This window comes from Pseudolactococcus chungangensis CAU 28 = DSM 22330 (assembly GCF_002441885.1).
GTDB lineage: Bacteria > Bacillota > Bacilli > Lactobacillales > Streptococcaceae > Pseudolactococcus > Pseudolactococcus chungangensis.
The window spans coordinates 1-15,998 of sequence record NZ_JXJT01000030.1 but is presented as its reverse complement, the minus strand read 5'-3'; the positions used below and the strand labels follow the sequence as shown (position 1 = coordinate 15,998).

Here is a 15,998-nt window from a genome sequence, read left to right as displayed (position 1 = left end):
AATTCCAAGCTGTTTCTGAAAAATCTGACTGTTCGTACCAACCATCAAAAGTATAACCTGTTTTGCTTGGGGCGCTTGGTTCAGTGACTGTTGCACCCTCCGCAATATCTGTTACTGGTGTGACGGCTGAACCGCCGTTGCTATCGAATGTCATCTTGTAAGTGACAGGTGTTGGCGTGACAGGTGGTGTTGCATCGTTTTCGAAATCGCCCTCAGCGGCTAAGTGGAACACATAGGTTGTCCCCCCTAATTCGACTGCATGATTGCGTACTTCATCACGATGATGATAGGTCTTTTCTGCCGCATTGACAGTGGCAGCACTGCCCAGTCCTGCGATAAGCAAGACTAATGCCAATACATTTTTAGCGGCTTTACGATGTTTGATAGCGATAATAAGCACTGCTGCTAATACGCTCAGACCAAGCACCATCAAAACTGGGGTCATTTTTTCACCAGTTGACGGCAATGATGTGCTAGTTTTTGTTGCCGTGTTGGTAGTACCTGTCGTTGGCAATGGCGTTGTGGTGACCGTGCCGTCAGTTTTTCGACTGACTTGATACGTTTTCGCGTCACCCGCTTTTAGCGTGCCAACGTTAACCGTGACTTTTTTCAGGTCCTTATCGTGGAAAATCGTGGGTAAATCAGCCTCAAAGGTCACATTGGTGCCCGTTTTACCACTGATATTTTTAATCGTCAAGTCGGCGATTTCAGCACCTGACTTGCTGTCTTTGTTTTCGACGACGGTCAGTTCAAAATGATCTGAACCTCCTGTGTCTGCGGCATGTGCGATGCTTGGAAAACTCAGTATAAAAATCATCCCGAGTGCCAAAATCAGCACACTGAGTTTTTTAAGTGTTCTGGTCATCATCATTCTCCCTCTAATCTAATCAAATAGATCTAATGAATTACTAATTAACGAAACAAAAACTGAACCCTGTTAAGTGCAGACTAAAAGTCTCCCCCTAACAGGGTTCAGTTATGATGTATCGTTGAAAAAATAGCATGACGAAACTAAGGCATAATGCTCTGCTCTGCTCTGCTCTGCTCTGCTCTGCTCTGCTCTTAAGCATAGGCTTGTCCTCCTTTTCTGTCAAGTTTTTACTTTATTTCTTAACTTAATTATTTTTTATGATAAATTACATAAAAATAAACCATTTAATTCAAATTATTTATTAATAACTTTATTATACAACATTTTCCGAATTTTACAAAATCATATCATAATTTTTTAATGAAATAAAAAAAACAAGCAACTCAATAAATAAGTTACTTGTTTTACAGAAAAATTGTCCCACACTGTCTGGAAAATCATTTTCGGAATACACTTCGAAATGATCAGACTTTTTTATATTTAAGTCAGTAAAGTTTCATAGTCAGTACGATAACCAATTTGTAAAATCTTGCCATCTTCGTCTAGCAAGATTGGCCGTTTAATCAACATCCCATCAGAAGCTAATAGATCTGCTGCCGCTTCAAGTGAGAGGTCTGCAATCTTATCTTTCAAACCAAGCTCTCGATAACGAATGCCAGATGTATTGAAAAATTTCTTTTTATCAAACCCTGATGTTTCGAGCCATGACAAGATGAGCTCTGCCTTAGGTGGGGTCGTTTTCAAGTCAATTTCTTGAACCGACACACCAAGTGCGTCTAATTCTTTATGCGCTCTTTGACAGGTCGAACATTTTGGATACCAGTAAAATGTTGTCATGATTTTTTGATAATCCTAACTCTCACGATATTTTCTGAGCTATCAAATTCAGCAGCAAGTGCCCGCACTTTTTCTTCATCTGATTCTTCCAAATCAAGCAAAGTATAGGCATGATGGTCTTTAGAACGGTTGATGATATTCGAAATATTGATGCCTGCCTCTGATACACGTGTCGAAATACGCGCGACGATATTGGGCACATTATTGTTAATTAATGTAATCCGGAAAGGTGATGTCATTGCTTGTTTCACATTCGGAAAGTTAACAGAATTGATGATTTCTCCAGTTTCCATGAACCGACGAATCGTTTGTCCTGCCATAATCGCACAATTAAGCTCAGCCTCCTCAGTAGAGCCACCCACGTGAGGTAAAACTGTGATTTTTTCTTTATTAAGCAGTTCCTCTGTTCCGAAGTCTGTGATATAGCGTTTGACAACACCTGTTTCAATCGCATCAAACAAGGCTTCATTATCCATCAGCTCACCACGCGCAAAGTTGATAATCGTCACGTCTTTACCCATAACATCAAAGGCTTCACGGTTGAAAGTCGCTTTGGTTTCTTCAGTCAAAGGCACGTGAATCGTGATGTAATCACAGTTTCTGAAAATATCTTTGATGTCGTTGACACGACGGACGTGACTTGAAATATTCCAAGCTGTCTCAATCGACACATAAGGATCATAGCCATAAACGTGCATCCCCAAACGATAAGCATCATTTGCGATACGAGCACCAATTGCGCCAAGACCGATCACACCAAAATTTTTGCCTGTAATTTCAGAACCTGCGAATTGTTTCTTACCTGCTTCGACTTGCTTAGGCACATCTTCACCAGTTAAGGTATTAACCCATTCATTAGCTGCGATATAATCACGCGCACTCAAAAGTGTTGAAGCAATCACGGCTTCTTTCACGGCATTGGCATTAGCACCCGGCGTATTAAACACCACAATTCCTTTGTCAGTTGCTTCTTCGATTGGAATGTTATTAGTACCAGCACCTGCACGAGCGATAGCTTTAAGATTTTCTGGAAATTCAGTGCCATGTAAATTTTCAGAACGGACAATATAAGCATCCGGATTTTCTTTGTGATCCCCATCAATTTGGAAGGCATTACCAAGTTCACGAAGACCGATTTTATTGATATTATTATAAGTTTTTACTGAAAATGTTGTCATCTACTTGCTTTCTATTTTAACTGAACCATGCGCCCTATTATACTCATTCAAGCACAAAATCAAAACAGTTTTTGACTAGTCTCAGCCAACTCTTCGTCATTCAGACTTATCGTATACCTATACGTTTGTGGCTGCTTTTCTTGATTCGACTAAAACTATCTCAAAGTCTTGCATTTTGATTTCATACTCGTTTAACTAAAAAAGTGTAGTGCTTTTTTGGTTAAACGAGTATATATTTGAACGAGTGACGCAATCAAACGCTAAACGGTAAATAAACTCAAGATAAATTTCTAGCCTCAAATGCTTTCATAAAGGCTACCAATTCTTGTACCCCTTCAAGTGGAAATGCGTTATAGATCGACGCACGCATCCCCCCAACTGAGCGGTGACCTTTGATGTTTTTGAAATCATGTTCAAGTGCTTCTTTGTTAAACAACTTGTCCAAGTCATCCGTTGGGGTCACAAATGGAATATTACAGATGCTACGGTCTGCCTTTATTTCAACGGGATTTGAGTAAAACTCAGACTGATCGATAAAGTCATAAAGCAAGTTGGCTTTTTCGATGTTTTTAGCTTGCATGGCGTCAACACCTCCCAAGCTTGCCACGTAATCAAACACAAGACGTGCCATGTAGATGCCATAAGTTGGAGGGGTATTGTAGAGTGAGTTGTTATCCGCTTGGATGCGATAGTCCAACATTGAAGAAAGAACTGGCTCATCATTAAGCAAATCTTCGCGAACGATGACAAGGGTTACGCCAGCAGGTCCAATATTCTTTTGTGCACCGGCATAAATCAAGCCAAAGTCAGCAACATTGTAACGAACTGCCAAAATATTTGAACTCATATCCGCAACGATCGGCACACCATTAGTATCTGGCAAGTCATAAATCGTCGTCCCTTCAATCGTATTATTGGTCGTCAAATGTACATAAGCTGCATCTGGATCAATCGTTGCTGCGTCGAAAGTCGGAATATGATTATAAACTGTTGCTTCTGAAGACGCTAAAAGTTCCGGTTGGAAATCAATTGTCTTAGATAACTTAACAGCCTCTGTATAAGCTTTTTTACCCCATGAACCACCCACGATATAATAGGCTTTTTTCTTTTTCTGAGCCAAATTTAGTGGGATCATAGAGAATTGTAATGATGCACCGCCCTGTAAGAAAAGGACTTTATAATTATCTGGAATCGCCATCAAGTCACGCAAGCGTAATTCAGCAGCTTTGATAATTTCATCAAACTCGGAGGAGCGATGAGACAGTTCCATAACACTCATACCACTTCCGCGGTAATCTAGCATTTCTTTTTGTGCTTGTTTAAGCACTGGTTTTGGCAAGACAGCTGGTCCTGCTGAAAAATTGTAAACTGTCATTTGGTAGAAACCTCCGATTTATTTTGCCGACGAATTCAGAATTAAACTCGCCTTAATATTTAGAATTAACTAAATATTAATACTATTATATCATATTGTGAAAATTTATACACAAAAATCCCTTATTTCATAGAAATTTTCAGGGATTGTTCGTGTTTTTATGGATAAATGATAGTTCGAGTCATATACGCATTCAAGTATAAGTCTATTTATTTAGCTGCTGCTTGAGATAATTCAAAATTAGTTTTGACAAATTCTTCAATTTTACCATCTGCTTTAAGTTGTGTAATCACTTTGTCAATTTCTTTTTTCAGATTACCTGAATCCTTAGGCATCGCAATCGCATAACTATCCGATTTTGATGAATCAAATTTAATATTTGTGACAATCGCTAAATCAGGATTTGCTGCCACGTAAGCTTTGGCAATTGGTTCTTCAAAAACAACGCCTGAAACCGTACCATTTTTGAGCTCATTAATCATCTGACCATTCTTAGTCAAGCTGACCAAATTAGCCCCCTTGACTTGATCTTTCACAATATTTTCCTGAACTGTTCCTTTTTGCGCAGCTACTTTCTTACCGTCAAATGCTGCTAAATTTTGATAAGCGTCTGCTTGAGACTTTTGAACGATCATCACATTTTGCGCTGTATAATAGGACGTTGAGAAGTCATATGCCTTTTGACGATCAGGTGTTGCTGAAATCCCCGAAATGGCTATGTCAGCCTTACCAGATTCGACTGATGCAAGTACATTATTAAAGTCCATCGCTTGGAACTTGACCTTCACTCCTAATGCCTTACCAATTTCATTAGCTAAATCAATGTCAGAACCTACAATTGTATTTTTTCCGTCTTTAATCACTTGAAATTCAAAAGGAGCAAACTCTGGATTCAAGGCGACTGTTAAAGTCCCTTTATCCTTAATTTGGTCTACGTAGTGATTTGGCTCAGCCTTTTTATCAGAACCACAAGCTGCCAAAGTAAGTACAGCCGTCGCAGCAACAATACCTAAAATCATTTTTTTCATCTTCATCAGTTATCTCTTTTCTGCATATTTATTAGTTTATAGTATAATTATACAATATTTTAATAATAAGTCAAGCTTTTTGCATATTTTTTCATTTTTTTGTTCATATGTCATAAAAAATCTCCCTACAGACTTACCGTATGTAGAAAGAATGACTTTATCAATTTATTTTGCACTCTGTGCAAGTTTAAAATTTTTCTCAACAGATTGACTGATCGCATCTGTCGCTTTCAATTTTTTGATAACCAAATCAATTTCTTTTTTCAGTTTATCAGATTTTTTAGGCATCGCAACACAATAGCTGTCAGTATCTGATGAATCAAGTTTTACGCCAGATAAAGCCAAATCAGAATTGGCAGAGATATAAGACTTCGCAATAGGTTCCTCTAAAACGACACCCTCAACTGTTCCATTTTTCAACTCATTAATAGCTTGACCAGTTTTAATCAAGGAAACCAGTGAGGCACCCTTAACTTGATTCGTTGCCACTTTTTCTTGAACTGATCCTTTTTGAGCCGCAACTTTCTTGTCTTTAAAATCTGCAATTGTGGCATATTTATCATGGTGTTCTTTTTTGACAACAATAACATTATTAGCTGTGTAGTAGCTATCTGAAAAATCATATGATTTAGCTCGGTCAGGGTCAGCCGAAATACCAGAAATCGCAATATCTGCTTTACCACTTGTTACACTCGCTAGCACATTATTAAAATCCATTGCTTGAATTTTAACTTTCACACCCAATGCTTTACCGATTTCATTAGCCAAATCAACATCTGAACCGACAATTTCATTTTTGCCATCTTTTAACATTTGAAACTCAAAAGGGGCATAGTCAGGACTCAAGGCAACAGTCAAAGTGCCTTTATCTTTAATTTTAGACAATGTATCTTTTGATGATGATGACCCACAGGCCGCCAAAGTCACGATTGATGTCAAAGCAACAAGGCCTAAAGCTAATTTTTTCAAGTTCATGTGTTCTCTTTTCTGCATATACATTATTTGTCAGTATAATTATACATTGCTTTCGAAATATGTCAAGAATTTCTATCCGTCAAGCAACTTGCTGCTTTAGTCAATCGCCTTAATCTCCAAAATCGTATCCCGAATTTGCGCCGCAAGCTCATAATCTAAGTTACCAGCCGCTTCATTCATCTGCTCAGTCAGCGTTTTAACTGCTGCTTTACGTTCCTTTCGGTTCATGGTTTCATAATCTACTTCTACCACTTGTCCGTCATCTGCAACCTTGGTCAAGCCAATCTTATCGCGAATTTCCTTGATAATCGTCGTCGGTGTGATCCCATGCGCTGTATTATATGCCATTTGCGTCTCGCGACGGCGGGCAGTCTCATCAATTGCGATTCGCATCGACTCCGTCATCTTATCGGCATACATAATCACGCGCCCTTCCGAGTTTCGCGCCGCGCGACCAATCGTCTGAATCAAGCCACGCGCATTGCGCAAGAACCCTTCCTTATCAGCATCCAAAATCGCCACCAAGGACACCTCAGGCACATCAATCCCCTCACGCAAGAGATTAATCCCGACCAGCACATCAAACACGCCCAGCCGCAAGTCACGCAGAATCTCCGTCCGCTCAAGCGTTTTAATATCCGAGTGCATGTATTTGACCTTGACACCCATTTCTTTGAGGTAGTCGCTCAAATCCTCAGCCATTTTCTTGGTCATGGTCGTGACAAAGGTCCGTTCGTTGCGCTCGGCGCGCAGATTAATCTCGCCTAGGAGATCATCAATCTGACCCATGATGGGGCGAACCTCTACGATTGGGTCAAGTAGACCAGTCGGGCGAATGATCTGTTCGACAATCGTATCCGTCTGCTCCAATTCATAGTCCCCAGGCGTTGCAGAAACATAGACAATCTGATGCACATGGCTTTCAAATTCTTCTCGTCTGAGTGGTCGATTGTCAAGTGCACTTGGTAAACGAAAACCGTAATTAACTAGCATTTCTTTACGCGATCGGTCACCATTATACATCCCCTTGATTTGCCCCATGGTCATGTGACTTTCATCAATCATGATTAAGAAATCATCTGGGAAAAAGTCTAGCAAGGTGTAAGGTGGCTCGCCTTCACTGCGCCCGTCCATATGTCGAGAATAGTTTTCGACACCGTTGGTATAGCCCATCTCACGCAACATTTCGATGTCATAGTTAGTCCGCTGCTCCAAACGCTGTGCTTCTAATAACTTACCTTCCTCGTTAAATTTTTTGAGTTGTGTTTCTAATTCGGCTTCAATTTTAGCAATCGACTCTTCCATGTGGTCATCATTGGTCACAAAGTGAGTGGCGGGGAAAATCGCCAAATGCTCCACTTCGCCCAAGACGTGACCGGTCAAGGCTTCAATCTCACGAATTCTCTCGATTTCATCGCCGAAAAATTCAACACGAAAGGCATTCTCATCCCGAGAAGCTGGGAAAATTTCGACGACATCGCCACGCACGCGGAATTTACCACGCTGGAAGTCAATGTCATTGCGCTCAAACTGAATATCTACCAAACTATTGAGCAAGTGATCTCGTGTGATTTCAAGTCCCGGCCGCAGGCTGACCACATTATCAGCGTATTCCTTGGGATTCCCCAAGCCGTAAATACAGCTGACCGATGCCACGACAATGACATCATTGCGTTCTAAAAGCGAGCTCGTCGCACTATGGCGGAGCTTATCAATCTCATCATTGACCGAGCTGTCTTTTTCGATATAGGTATCAGAACTCGGCACATAAGCCTCTGGCTGGTAATAATCGTAGTAAGACACGAAATACTCAACCGCATTATTAGGAAAAAACTCCTTGAACTCGCCGTAGAGCTGACCGGCAAGGGTTTTGTTGTGGGCGATGACAAGCGTTGGCTTGTTTTCACGCGCAATCACCTGACTCATGGTATAGGTCTTCCCAGTTCCCGTTGCCCCCAGCAAGATTTGCGCTTTCTCACCATTTTCGATACCCTCACACAAGGCCTCAATCGCTGTTGGCTGGTCACCAGACGGCTCATACTTTGAAATTAACTCGAATTTTCTTGACGTATCTTTTTCTATCATAGGTCAATTTTACCATTTTTGACCCCTATTTTGTGGTATAATGAATGTGAATCCATTAAAAAGAGGTTATCATGTCAATACAAGAAAAATTAATCAAAGCTAGCCATTTAATCGACATGGACGATATCATCCGTGAAGGCAATCCGACGCTCCGCGCGGTAGGTGCCAACGTTACACTACCACTCTCTGACGAAGATATTATCCTAGGCGAAAAAATGTTGGAGTTCTTACGTAACTCGCAAGACCCTGTCATGTCTGAAAAAATGGGCCTACGTGGTGGTGTTGGCCTTGCTGCACCACAGCTCGATGTCTCTAAAAAAATCATCGCTTGCCTCGTTCCCAAAGAATTTGAAAGCGAAGAAGCTGCCGAAAAAGCTAATGAAGCTTACAGCCTAGCCACAATTATGTACAATGCTAAAATCGTGGCACACTCCGTTCAAGATGCAGCCCTTGCTGATGGTGAAGGCTGCCTATCTGTTGATCGTGATGTGCCTGGCTACGTCGTCCGTCATGCACGTGTCACAGTCGACTATATCGATAAAAACGGCGACAAACAGCGTCTCAAACTTAAAGGCTATGATGCCATGGTCGTTCAACACGAGATTGACCACACCAATGGCATCATGTTCTACGATCGCATCAACGAAGCTGATCCTTTTGCGATAAAAGATGGTATGTTGATTATTGAATAAAGACAAAAACGTTCTGACAGACTTTGACTGTTAGAACGTTTTTTAGTTCACCAAAAAAAGAGCTAGTCTAGCTCTTTTTCATCTGCTTATACTTCAGCATCACCTGGATCTGCTGCTGTTTCAGTAATTTTTTCATCCGTTACTGCCTCATCAGACTGATTGACAATGACAATTTGATTGTCAATCACATCTGCTGTGAGCATTTTATGTTCAGGATGTTCGATATAAAAATCAGCGATGGCATCTTCGATATAATCTTGGATGGTACGACGTAGTGGACGCGCACCCATTTTTGGATCATAGCCGATGTCAACCAATTTTTCTTTAACAGCTTGAGTCACGTCTAAATGAATGTCATTGCGTGCAATTTGGGCATTAACTTCAGCTAACATCAAATCGACAATTTTGAGGAGGTTTTCTTTACTCAAAGCTTTGAATTCGATGATACCATCAAAACGGTTCATAAACTCAGGACTGAAGAAATCCCCCAGTTGACCAAGGACAGAATTTGTCGTGCCCTCACGCGCTGCACCGAAACCGACATTAGCCTCAGCTTTACCAGTACCAGCGTTGGAGGTCATGATGATAATCGTGTCCTTAAAGCTGATCGTTCGACCTTGTGCATCTGTCAGACGGCCATCATCCAATATTTGCAAAAACATATGCATAACATCAGGATGTGCTTTTTCGATTTCATCTAGCAAAATCAGCGAGTAAGGATTACGACGAACTTTTTCAGTCAATTGACCTGCTTCTTCATAACCAACATAACCAGGAGGCGCACCAATCAATTTAGCCACGCTGTGTTTTTCCATGTATTCACTCATGTCAAAGCGGATCATGCTATCCTGACTTCCAAAAAGTTCTAGTGCCAATTGTTTAGCAAGTTCTGTTTTACCAACACCAGTTGGACCAACAAACATAAAGCTACCGATTGGTCGATTAGCTTTACCAAGCCCCACACGGTTACGACGGACTGCCTTAGAAATCTTATCAATGGCATCATCTTGACCGATAACGTGAGCTTTCAGGTCATCTGCCAGATTGATCAACTGCGTTTGTTCTTTTTCCTTCAAATCACCGACAGGAATCTTCGTTTTTTCTTCAATGATTGCTTCAATATCCTTTTCAGTAATGACAGGTGTTTCTTCATCAGTCATTTCTTGGTTGGATAATTCTCGTAATTTAGCGATTTGATCACGGAAATGTGCAGCCTTTTCAAAGTCTTCAGATCGTAACGCTTCATTTTTTGCATCTTCAGAAGACTGAATCCGTTTGGCAATTTCCTGAGGATCGACGAATTTTAAGGTCAGATTTTTCTTAGATCCAGACTCATCTAACAAGTCAATAGCCTTGTCAGGCAAGAAACGATCTTGAATATAACGATTAGACAAGACGGCTGCCTGCTCAATCGCTTCATCAGTATATGTCACGTGATGATAGTCCTCATAACGTTTTTGAATGCCACGTAAAATAGTAATTGTTTCATCAACAGATGGTTCATTAACCTTAACAGGTTGCATCCGACGTTCCAAGGCAGCATCTTTTTCAATGATACGATATTCATTCAAGGTCGTTGCACCAACAAGTTGCAACTCACCACGAGCTAATGCTGGTTTTAAAATGTTACCAGCATCCATGTTGCCATCACCAGCAGAACCAGCCCCAACAATTTCATGGATTTCATCGATAAAAAGAATCACATCTTGACGATCAGAAATTTCTTTCATCAGTTTTTGCATGCGTTCTTCAAATTGTCCGCGGATGCCTGTTCCTTGAACAAGGCTTACAACATCCAGTCGAATGACTTCTTTATTTTGCAGTTTTTGAGGGACATCCCCATCAACAATCTTTTGGGCTAATCCCTCAACGACAGCTGTTTTACCAACACCAGGTTCACCGATTAGAACAGGATTATTTTTAGTACGGCGATTGAGAATTTCAATCACACGTGTAATTTCTTGATCTCGACCAATGACTGGGTCAATCTCACCTTTACGTGCGCTCTCAGTCACGTTGAACCCGAAGTCTTCTAGCATACCTTTAGGTTGCGCATTCCCACCACGGCCACGAGGTGGTTGTCCACCATTGCCACCACGACCAGATTGTGTTGGCGGTGTGCCATTATCCGGACGGCCATTAGGACGATTCAAGTTATCGCCTAAGGTACCAAAAAGATCCTCAAAGGGATTGTAATTGGCATCTGATTGATTGGTTGCACCTTGATTGGTACCACCACCAAAAAGATTTGTGGGACCACCAGCTTTCATGATTTGATAACAGTTCTGGCAGAGATCATTTTGTTTTTTAACACCATTTACATTTGTGTAGAGGTGAATCGTTGCTTCATTTAATTGACAATTTTGACAGAGCATAGGCGGTAACTCCTTTACAGTTTGCAAGTATTTCCCAATGTTTTAAAAGTAAAAGAAGACTTCAAAGTATTGAGAAAAATCCTTGATTTTTTATGATTTAAAAGGTAAATGATCGTTTGACCAATATTGACCTTTAATCTTATTATATGCTTATTGTAATCTATTTTCAAGAAAAATGCTCACTTAAAATCATATGGACACCTCCAAAAAATCAGATTTGCCACTTTTGGTTAAATTTCCCTATCGCGTCGTTATTGCTCCGCACCTTGCAGTATCAGGTGGGCTTTCTGTGGCGAGTAATCGCAGCCACAAGCCTTGTCGCAATGCCTAGCGCTAGAAAAATTTAACTCAAAAATCATCAAAGCACTTCTGCGACGAGTAACCGCAGGAGCAAAAGCAGTTTTTAGAGGCGCCCATATTTTAGAGCAAAAAAAACGCCAGTTGACGTCTTTTGTTTTGCTTACATAAAATCACGTAATTGTTTACTACGTCTTGGATGGCGTAATTTTTTCAAAGCCTTGGCTTCAATTTGACGAATCCGTTCACGCGTCACTTTGAACTGCTTGCCAACATCTTCAAGTGTGTGCATACGACCATCATCTAAACCAAAACGCATTCTAAGAACATTTTCTTCACGGTCAGTCAAAGTATCCATGACTTCATCAAGCTGTTCACGCAACATCACACGGTTGGTATAATCAATTGGACTTTCAATCGCATCATCCTCGATGAAATCACCCAAATGTGAATCATCTTCTTCACCGATGGGTGTTTCAAGCGATACAGGTTCCTGAGCAATCTTCAATATCTCTCTTACACGTTCCGGTTTAATATCCATTTCCGCACCGATTTCCTCAGGTGACGGGTCACGACCCAAATCTTGTAAAAGTTGGCGTTGAATCCGGATTAATTTATTAATCGTTTCAACCATGTGAACTGGAATCCGAATCGTCCTTGCCTGATCGGCAATGGCACGTGTGATGGCTTGACGAATCCACCATGTGGCATAAGTCGAGAACTTAAAGCCTTTGGTATGGTCAAATTTATCAACGGCCTTCATAAGCCCCATATTACCTTCTTGAATTAAATCAAGAAATTGCATCCCACGACCAGAATAACGTTTGGCAATGGATACCACGAGACGTAGATTGGCTTCAGCAAGCATTTGCTTAGCCATTTCACCTTCTTCATCACCCGCAACAATTGCCTCAGCCAAACGTGTTTCTTCATCAAATGTCAAAAGTGGGAAACGGCCGATTTCTTTTAAGTACATCCGAACTGGATCATCAATACGGACATTCGTTACGATTTCTTCTACTTCTTCTTCGGCTTCCTTTTCATCGACTTTTGTCGATTCAAGTGCCATTACTGACGGTTCACCTTTTTTATCAACGATTGAAATACCGGCATCCTGAATTTTTGTCAGTAAAGCCTCAATTCCTTCAGCATCTAACTCAAATTCTGTGATGAGTTCAACTGTAATATCATCGTCTACAGCTTGACCTAACTTTTTATGGTCGCGAATAAATTCTGCTACCGCGACATCAAAAGCTGAGCCGATTTTTTTATTATCTTTTTTTGTTTCTACCAATTTTATACCCCATCTTGTTGTTTCTGAGCAATGATTTGCAAGGTTAATTGTAATTCTAAGGCACTGTTTCCCGTTTGCTTAGCCTGTACGAGTTGATCTTGTAACGCCTGCAATTGAGTGCCATTAGCTGCCTTCACGAAATTCTTTAATAAATCATCAATTTCTTGATCAGATATATCATCTGGCACATTAACTGTTGATAAAACTTCATAAAATGTCTCTGTGGCTTCGCCAGTCAGCTGTCCCACCAGATTTGTTTCCTCTACCTCTTCTAAGTCTTTCATGACCTCAAAAAGATCTTGATACCGCCGATGCACAAATTGAAAATCATTTGCTGCAACGACACGTGCCATCACACTTGGATGATAAATCATCCGATGTAGTAATTGTAACTCAGATAACTCAATCTGCGACAATTTCTTAGCACCCATTACAGGAATAGGCGCTACAAGTGTTGGGTCGACATATGCGTCATCATCCTCCTCAGGTGGAGGTGCCATGCCATCATCAAACATAAACGATTCGTCATAAATCGTCTGTGAGTCAATCACATTTTCTCGTCTTTGATTAACGGCAGACTCTACTTGATTATACTCGAAATCCGGTAAAATCTCAACTAATCGTTTTATATAGGCATCTTGAGCCGTCAAAGAGTCAATCGCAGCAATCTTAGGCCCAATTAAGTCAATAAAATCTAATTGCGCTTGCAGATTGGTCAAATTTGCTGGCCTTAAGTGGGACATCAAAAACTCAACTGGTGCCATCCGACCAGTTGTCATCAAAGTGCCAAGCGCATCGGGATAAGCTTTATTGTACTCATCTGGGTCTAGACCATCAGGAATTCGAACCACTTCGACATCTTCTGAAGATAGTAAATTTAAAGCCTTGTAAATGGCATTCTGCCCAGCCTTATCGCCATCATAAACGAGAACGAATTTATGAGCGTACGACCGAAGTTTGCGTATATGTCCCTCCGTCAATGCCGTTCCCATACTTGCCACTGCGTTGCTGATGCCATTTTCATAAGCCGCAATAACATCCATAAAGCCTTCCATCAAATAAACTTCATGCGTTTTTTTGATGCTTTTACCCGCTCGGTCAAGGTTGTACAGCGCTTCAGATTTGTTGAAAATTGGTGTGGTCGTTGAGTTTTTATACTTAGCTAATGTTTTGTTGTCTAAGTCCTCTGATCGCCAAATTCTCCCAGAGAAAGCGATGACTTGACCGTGCTCATTATTAAGCGGAAACATGATTCGGCCACGAAAACTGTCAAAAATGCGATTCTCAGCGAACGTAATCAAGCCAGAATTTGTTAAAACAGATTCTTCAAATTTTTGTTTGACACTCTGGTATAGAAAATCATTATCTGACAAACTCAATCCAATATTGAATTTCTCAATGATTTCATCAGATATCCCACGATTTAAGAGATACTCTCGAGCCTTGGCGCCCTCTTCAGTCGCTGTTAAGACCGTGTGGTAAATCCGTGCCGCTTGAGTATGCAAATCATAAATCGCTTGATTTGGATTATCTTTTACAGGGCGTGTATCTATTTCAAGAGGAATACCAGCGATATCAGCGACTTCTTTAACTGCATCGCGAAATGGTATCTCCTTGTAATCTTCAAGAAATTTAAAAACATCCCCTGACTTCCCACAACCAAAACAGTGGTAAAACTGTTTTTGAGAATTAACATTAAAACTTGGCGTCTTTTCACCATGAAAAGGACATAACCCGAGATAATTCGTACCAGCTTTAGATAAGTGCACATGTTGTGAAATCACATCCACAATGTTGACACTAGATCTGATTTCTTCTATCTTAACTTTGTCAAGAAGCGCCATGCTACCCCCAATCTCGTCTTAAACAGACACAATTAAACGGTGATAATCACCAATACATAGTCAAAAAAACGTCTATTCAACAATAGACGTATGTGACGGAGAAGACAGGATTCGAACCTGCGCACCGGTTTCCCAGTCTAACGATTTAGCAAACCGTCCTCTTGAGCCTCTTGAGTACTTCCCCAACTTCTTTATTATATCATTTATCAAAACATTTTGAAAGCTAAAATCTTTCAAATAAGCTAACAAATAAATGGGCACAAGTGGACTCGAACCACCGACCTCACGCTTATCAGGCGTGCGCTCTAACCAGCTGAGCTATGCGCCCTAAGTTTACACAAAAACATAAAATGATTTATATACTCAGGTTGCTAGAGGTTTGATACCACAACTACGAGGTATTTTAGCTAAACCATCGACTAGATAATTTTGCTACATCATCACAAACTCAACACTCTAACCAGATGAGTTATGCGTCCTAATGTGTATACATTAAGAACCATTCTTTACAATAAAAAAGGTAAAGCGGGTGACGAGAATCGAACTCGCGTAGTTAGCTTGGAAGGCTAAGGTTCTACCATTAAACTACACCCGCAAAGTCTTATTTATTAAGACATACGATGGCGCGAGACGGAATCGAACCGCCGACACATGGAGCTTCAATCCATTGCTCTACCAACTGAGCTACCGAGCCAAATGATACTATGTGGAGGTAGAGCAATTAAGGACATTTGCTAACACAAATCGCATCCGCAGAATTGAAGCAGTGCTTCGAACTCTACCAATTGAGCTACCGAGCCAAAAATAGTTTATATAAATAAACAAAAGGAGGATGTGGGATTCGAACCCACGCACGCTTTTACACGCCTGACGGTTTTCAAGACCGTTCCCTTCAGCCAGACTTGGGTAATCCTCCATAAAAAGTGGACCTTGTTGGGCTCGAACCAACGACCGCTCGGTTATGAGCCGAGAGCTCTAACCAGCTGAGCTAAAGGTCCAACTGAAAAAATAAAATAGCGGCGAAGGGGATCGAACCCCCGACCTCCCGGGTATGAACCGGACGCTCTAGCCAGCTGAGCTACACCGCCTAAGTGTAATAATGATGTTTAACCATCAATCGGGAAGACAGGATTCGAACCTGCGACAC

12 protein-coding genes and 7 tRNA genes are annotated in these 15,998 nt (G+C 40.9%); 2 read left to right on the top strand and 17 right to left on the bottom strand.

Annotated elements, in window-relative coordinates; genetic code table 11:
• The 7 genes from RR45_RS09805 to uvrB form a co-directional block, all read right to left on the bottom strand.
• The coding region (locus RR45_RS09805) for an InlB B-repeat-containing protein (protein ID WP_143465088.1) at positions 1–871 on the bottom strand (871 nt) is incomplete at its 3' end.
• 480 nt (positions 872–1,351) lie between these two features.
• A complete protein-coding gene (locus tag RR45_RS09800; RefSeq protein ID WP_031365216.1) occupies positions 1,352–1,708 on the bottom strand; it encodes an arsenate reductase family protein in 357 nt (118 codons plus the stop codon).
• The gene (locus RR45_RS09795; RefSeq protein ID WP_031365215.1) at positions 1,705–2,886 is read right to left on the bottom strand and encodes a 3-phosphoglycerate dehydrogenase family protein; all 1,182 of its coding nucleotides are present in this window, start codon (positions 2,884–2,886) and stop codon (positions 1,705–1,707) included. The genes RR45_RS09800 and RR45_RS09795 overlap by 4 nt, the downstream gene beginning before the upstream one ends.
• Before the next feature lie 277 nt (positions 2,887–3,163).
• Positions 3,164–4,261 (bottom strand): 3-phosphoserine/phosphohydroxythreonine transaminase, encoded by a 1,098-nt coding sequence (gene serC / locus RR45_RS09790; RefSeq protein WP_031365214.1) that lies wholly within the window; start codon positions 4,259–4,261, stop codon positions 3,164–3,166.
• A gap of 209 nt (positions 4,262–4,470) precedes the next feature.
• Positions 4,471–5,298: a transporter substrate-binding domain-containing protein gene (locus RR45_RS09785; protein WP_031365213.1), complete on the bottom strand. Its 828-nt coding sequence runs from the start codon at positions 5,296–5,298 to the stop codon at positions 4,471–4,473.
• A 156-nt stretch (positions 5,299–5,454) separates the two neighbouring features.
• Positions 5,455–6,264: a transporter substrate-binding domain-containing protein gene (locus tag RR45_RS09780; RefSeq protein WP_031365212.1), complete on the bottom strand. Its 810-nt coding sequence runs from the start codon at positions 6,262–6,264 to the stop codon at positions 5,455–5,457.
• A gap of 96 nt (positions 6,265–6,360) precedes the next feature.
• Entirely contained in the window at positions 6,361–8,349 is a 1,989-nt protein-coding gene (gene uvrB, locus RR45_RS09775; protein ID WP_031365211.1) for an excinuclease ABC subunit UvrB, read from the bottom strand.
• Positions 8,350–8,420: 71 nt separating this feature from the next.
• Between uvrB and def the strand changes: the two genes are divergently transcribed.
• Positions 8,421–9,041, top strand: a complete 621-nt coding sequence (def, locus tag RR45_RS09770) for a peptide deformylase (RefSeq protein ID WP_031365210.1) — start codon at positions 8,421–8,423, stop codon at positions 9,039–9,041.
• 86 nt (positions 9,042–9,127) lie between these two features.
• On the opposite strand, the gene RR45_RS09765 is transcribed toward def, so the two are convergent.
• Positions 9,128–11,416: an ATP-dependent Clp protease ATP-binding subunit gene (locus RR45_RS09765; RefSeq protein ID WP_031365209.1), complete on the bottom strand. Its 2,289-nt coding sequence runs from the start codon at positions 11,414–11,416 to the stop codon at positions 9,128–9,130.
• Positions 11,417–11,609: 193 nt separating this feature from the next.
• Between RR45_RS09765 and RR45_RS11380 the strand changes: the two genes are divergently transcribed.
• A complete protein-coding gene (locus RR45_RS11380; protein WP_218838359.1) occupies positions 11,610–11,747 on the top strand; it encodes a hypothetical protein in 138 nt (45 codons plus the stop codon).
• A 129-nt stretch (positions 11,748–11,876) separates the two neighbouring features.
• Here RR45_RS11380 and rpoD read toward each other — a convergent pair whose 3' ends face one another.
• The 9 genes from rpoD to RR45_RS09720 all read right to left on the bottom strand — a co-directional run bounded on the left by rpoD (position 11,877) and on the right by RR45_RS09720 (position 15,939).
• On the bottom strand, positions 11,877–13,013 hold the full coding sequence (gene rpoD / locus RR45_RS09760) for an RNA polymerase sigma factor RpoD (RefSeq protein ID WP_390888315.1): 1,137 nt from the start codon (positions 13,011–13,013) through the stop codon (positions 11,877–11,879).
• Positions 13,010–14,851, bottom strand: a complete 1,842-nt coding sequence (dnaG, locus tag RR45_RS09755; protein WP_031365207.1) for a DNA primase — start codon at positions 14,849–14,851, stop codon at positions 13,010–13,012. Before dnaG ends, rpoD begins: the two co-directional genes overlap by 4 nt.
• A 96-nt stretch (positions 14,852–14,947) precedes the next feature.
• Positions 14,948–15,035: transfer RNA gene (locus RR45_RS09750), tRNA-Ser, on the bottom strand.
• A 70-nt stretch (positions 15,036–15,105) separates the two neighbouring features.
• Positions 15,106–15,179, bottom strand: a tRNA-Ile gene (locus RR45_RS09745).
• Between the two features lie 196 nt (positions 15,180–15,375).
• A tRNA-Gly gene (locus RR45_RS09740) sits at positions 15,376–15,446 on the bottom strand.
• Between the two features lie 26 nt (positions 15,447–15,472).
• Positions 15,473–15,545 (bottom strand) — tRNA-Phe (locus tag RR45_RS09735).
• Positions 15,546–15,677: 132 nt separating this feature from the next.
• Positions 15,678–15,767, bottom strand: a tRNA-Ser gene (locus tag RR45_RS09730).
• An 8-nt stretch (positions 15,768–15,775) separates the two neighbouring features.
• Positions 15,776–15,849: transfer RNA gene (locus RR45_RS09725), tRNA-Ile, on the bottom strand.
• A gap of 16 nt (positions 15,850–15,865) precedes the next feature.
• A tRNA-Met gene (locus tag RR45_RS09720) sits at positions 15,866–15,939 on the bottom strand.
• Positions 15,940–15,998 lie beyond the last annotated feature (59 nt).

What these genes read in the sequence shown, in the direction of transcription:
- RR45_RS09800 (WP_031365216.1), bottom strand. Translation starts at nt 1,708, where the DNA reads ATGACAACATTTTACTGGTATCCAAAATGTTCGACCTGTCAAAGAGCG.
- RR45_RS09795 (WP_031365215.1), bottom strand. Translation starts at nt 2,886, where the DNA reads ATGACAACATTTTCAGTAAAAACTTATAATAATATCAATAAAATCGGT.
- serC (WP_031365214.1), bottom strand. Translation starts at nt 4,261, where the DNA reads ATGACAGTTTACAATTTTTCAGCAGGACCAGCTGTCTTGCCAAAACCA.
- RR45_RS09780 (WP_031365212.1), bottom strand. Translation starts at nt 6,264, where the DNA reads ATGAACTTGAAAAAATTAGCTTTAGGCCTTGTTGCTTTGACATCAATC.
- uvrB (WP_031365211.1), bottom strand. Translation starts at nt 8,349, where the DNA reads ATGATAGAAAAAGATACGTCAAGAAAATTCGAGTTAATTTCAAAGTAT.
- def (WP_031365210.1), top strand. Translation starts at nt 8,421, where the DNA reads ATGTCAATACAAGAAAAATTAATCAAAGCTAGCCATTTAATCGACATG.
- RR45_RS09765 (WP_031365209.1), bottom strand. Translation starts at nt 11,416, where the DNA reads ATGCTCTGTCAAAATTGTCAATTAAATGAAGCAACGATTCACCTCTAC.
- RR45_RS11380 (WP_218838359.1), top strand. Translation starts at nt 11,610, where the DNA reads ATGGACACCTCCAAAAAATCAGATTTGCCACTTTTGGTTAAATTTCCC.
- dnaG (WP_031365207.1), bottom strand. Translation starts at nt 14,851, where the DNA reads ATGGCGCTTCTTGACAAAGTTAAGATAGAAGAAATCAGATCTAGTGTC.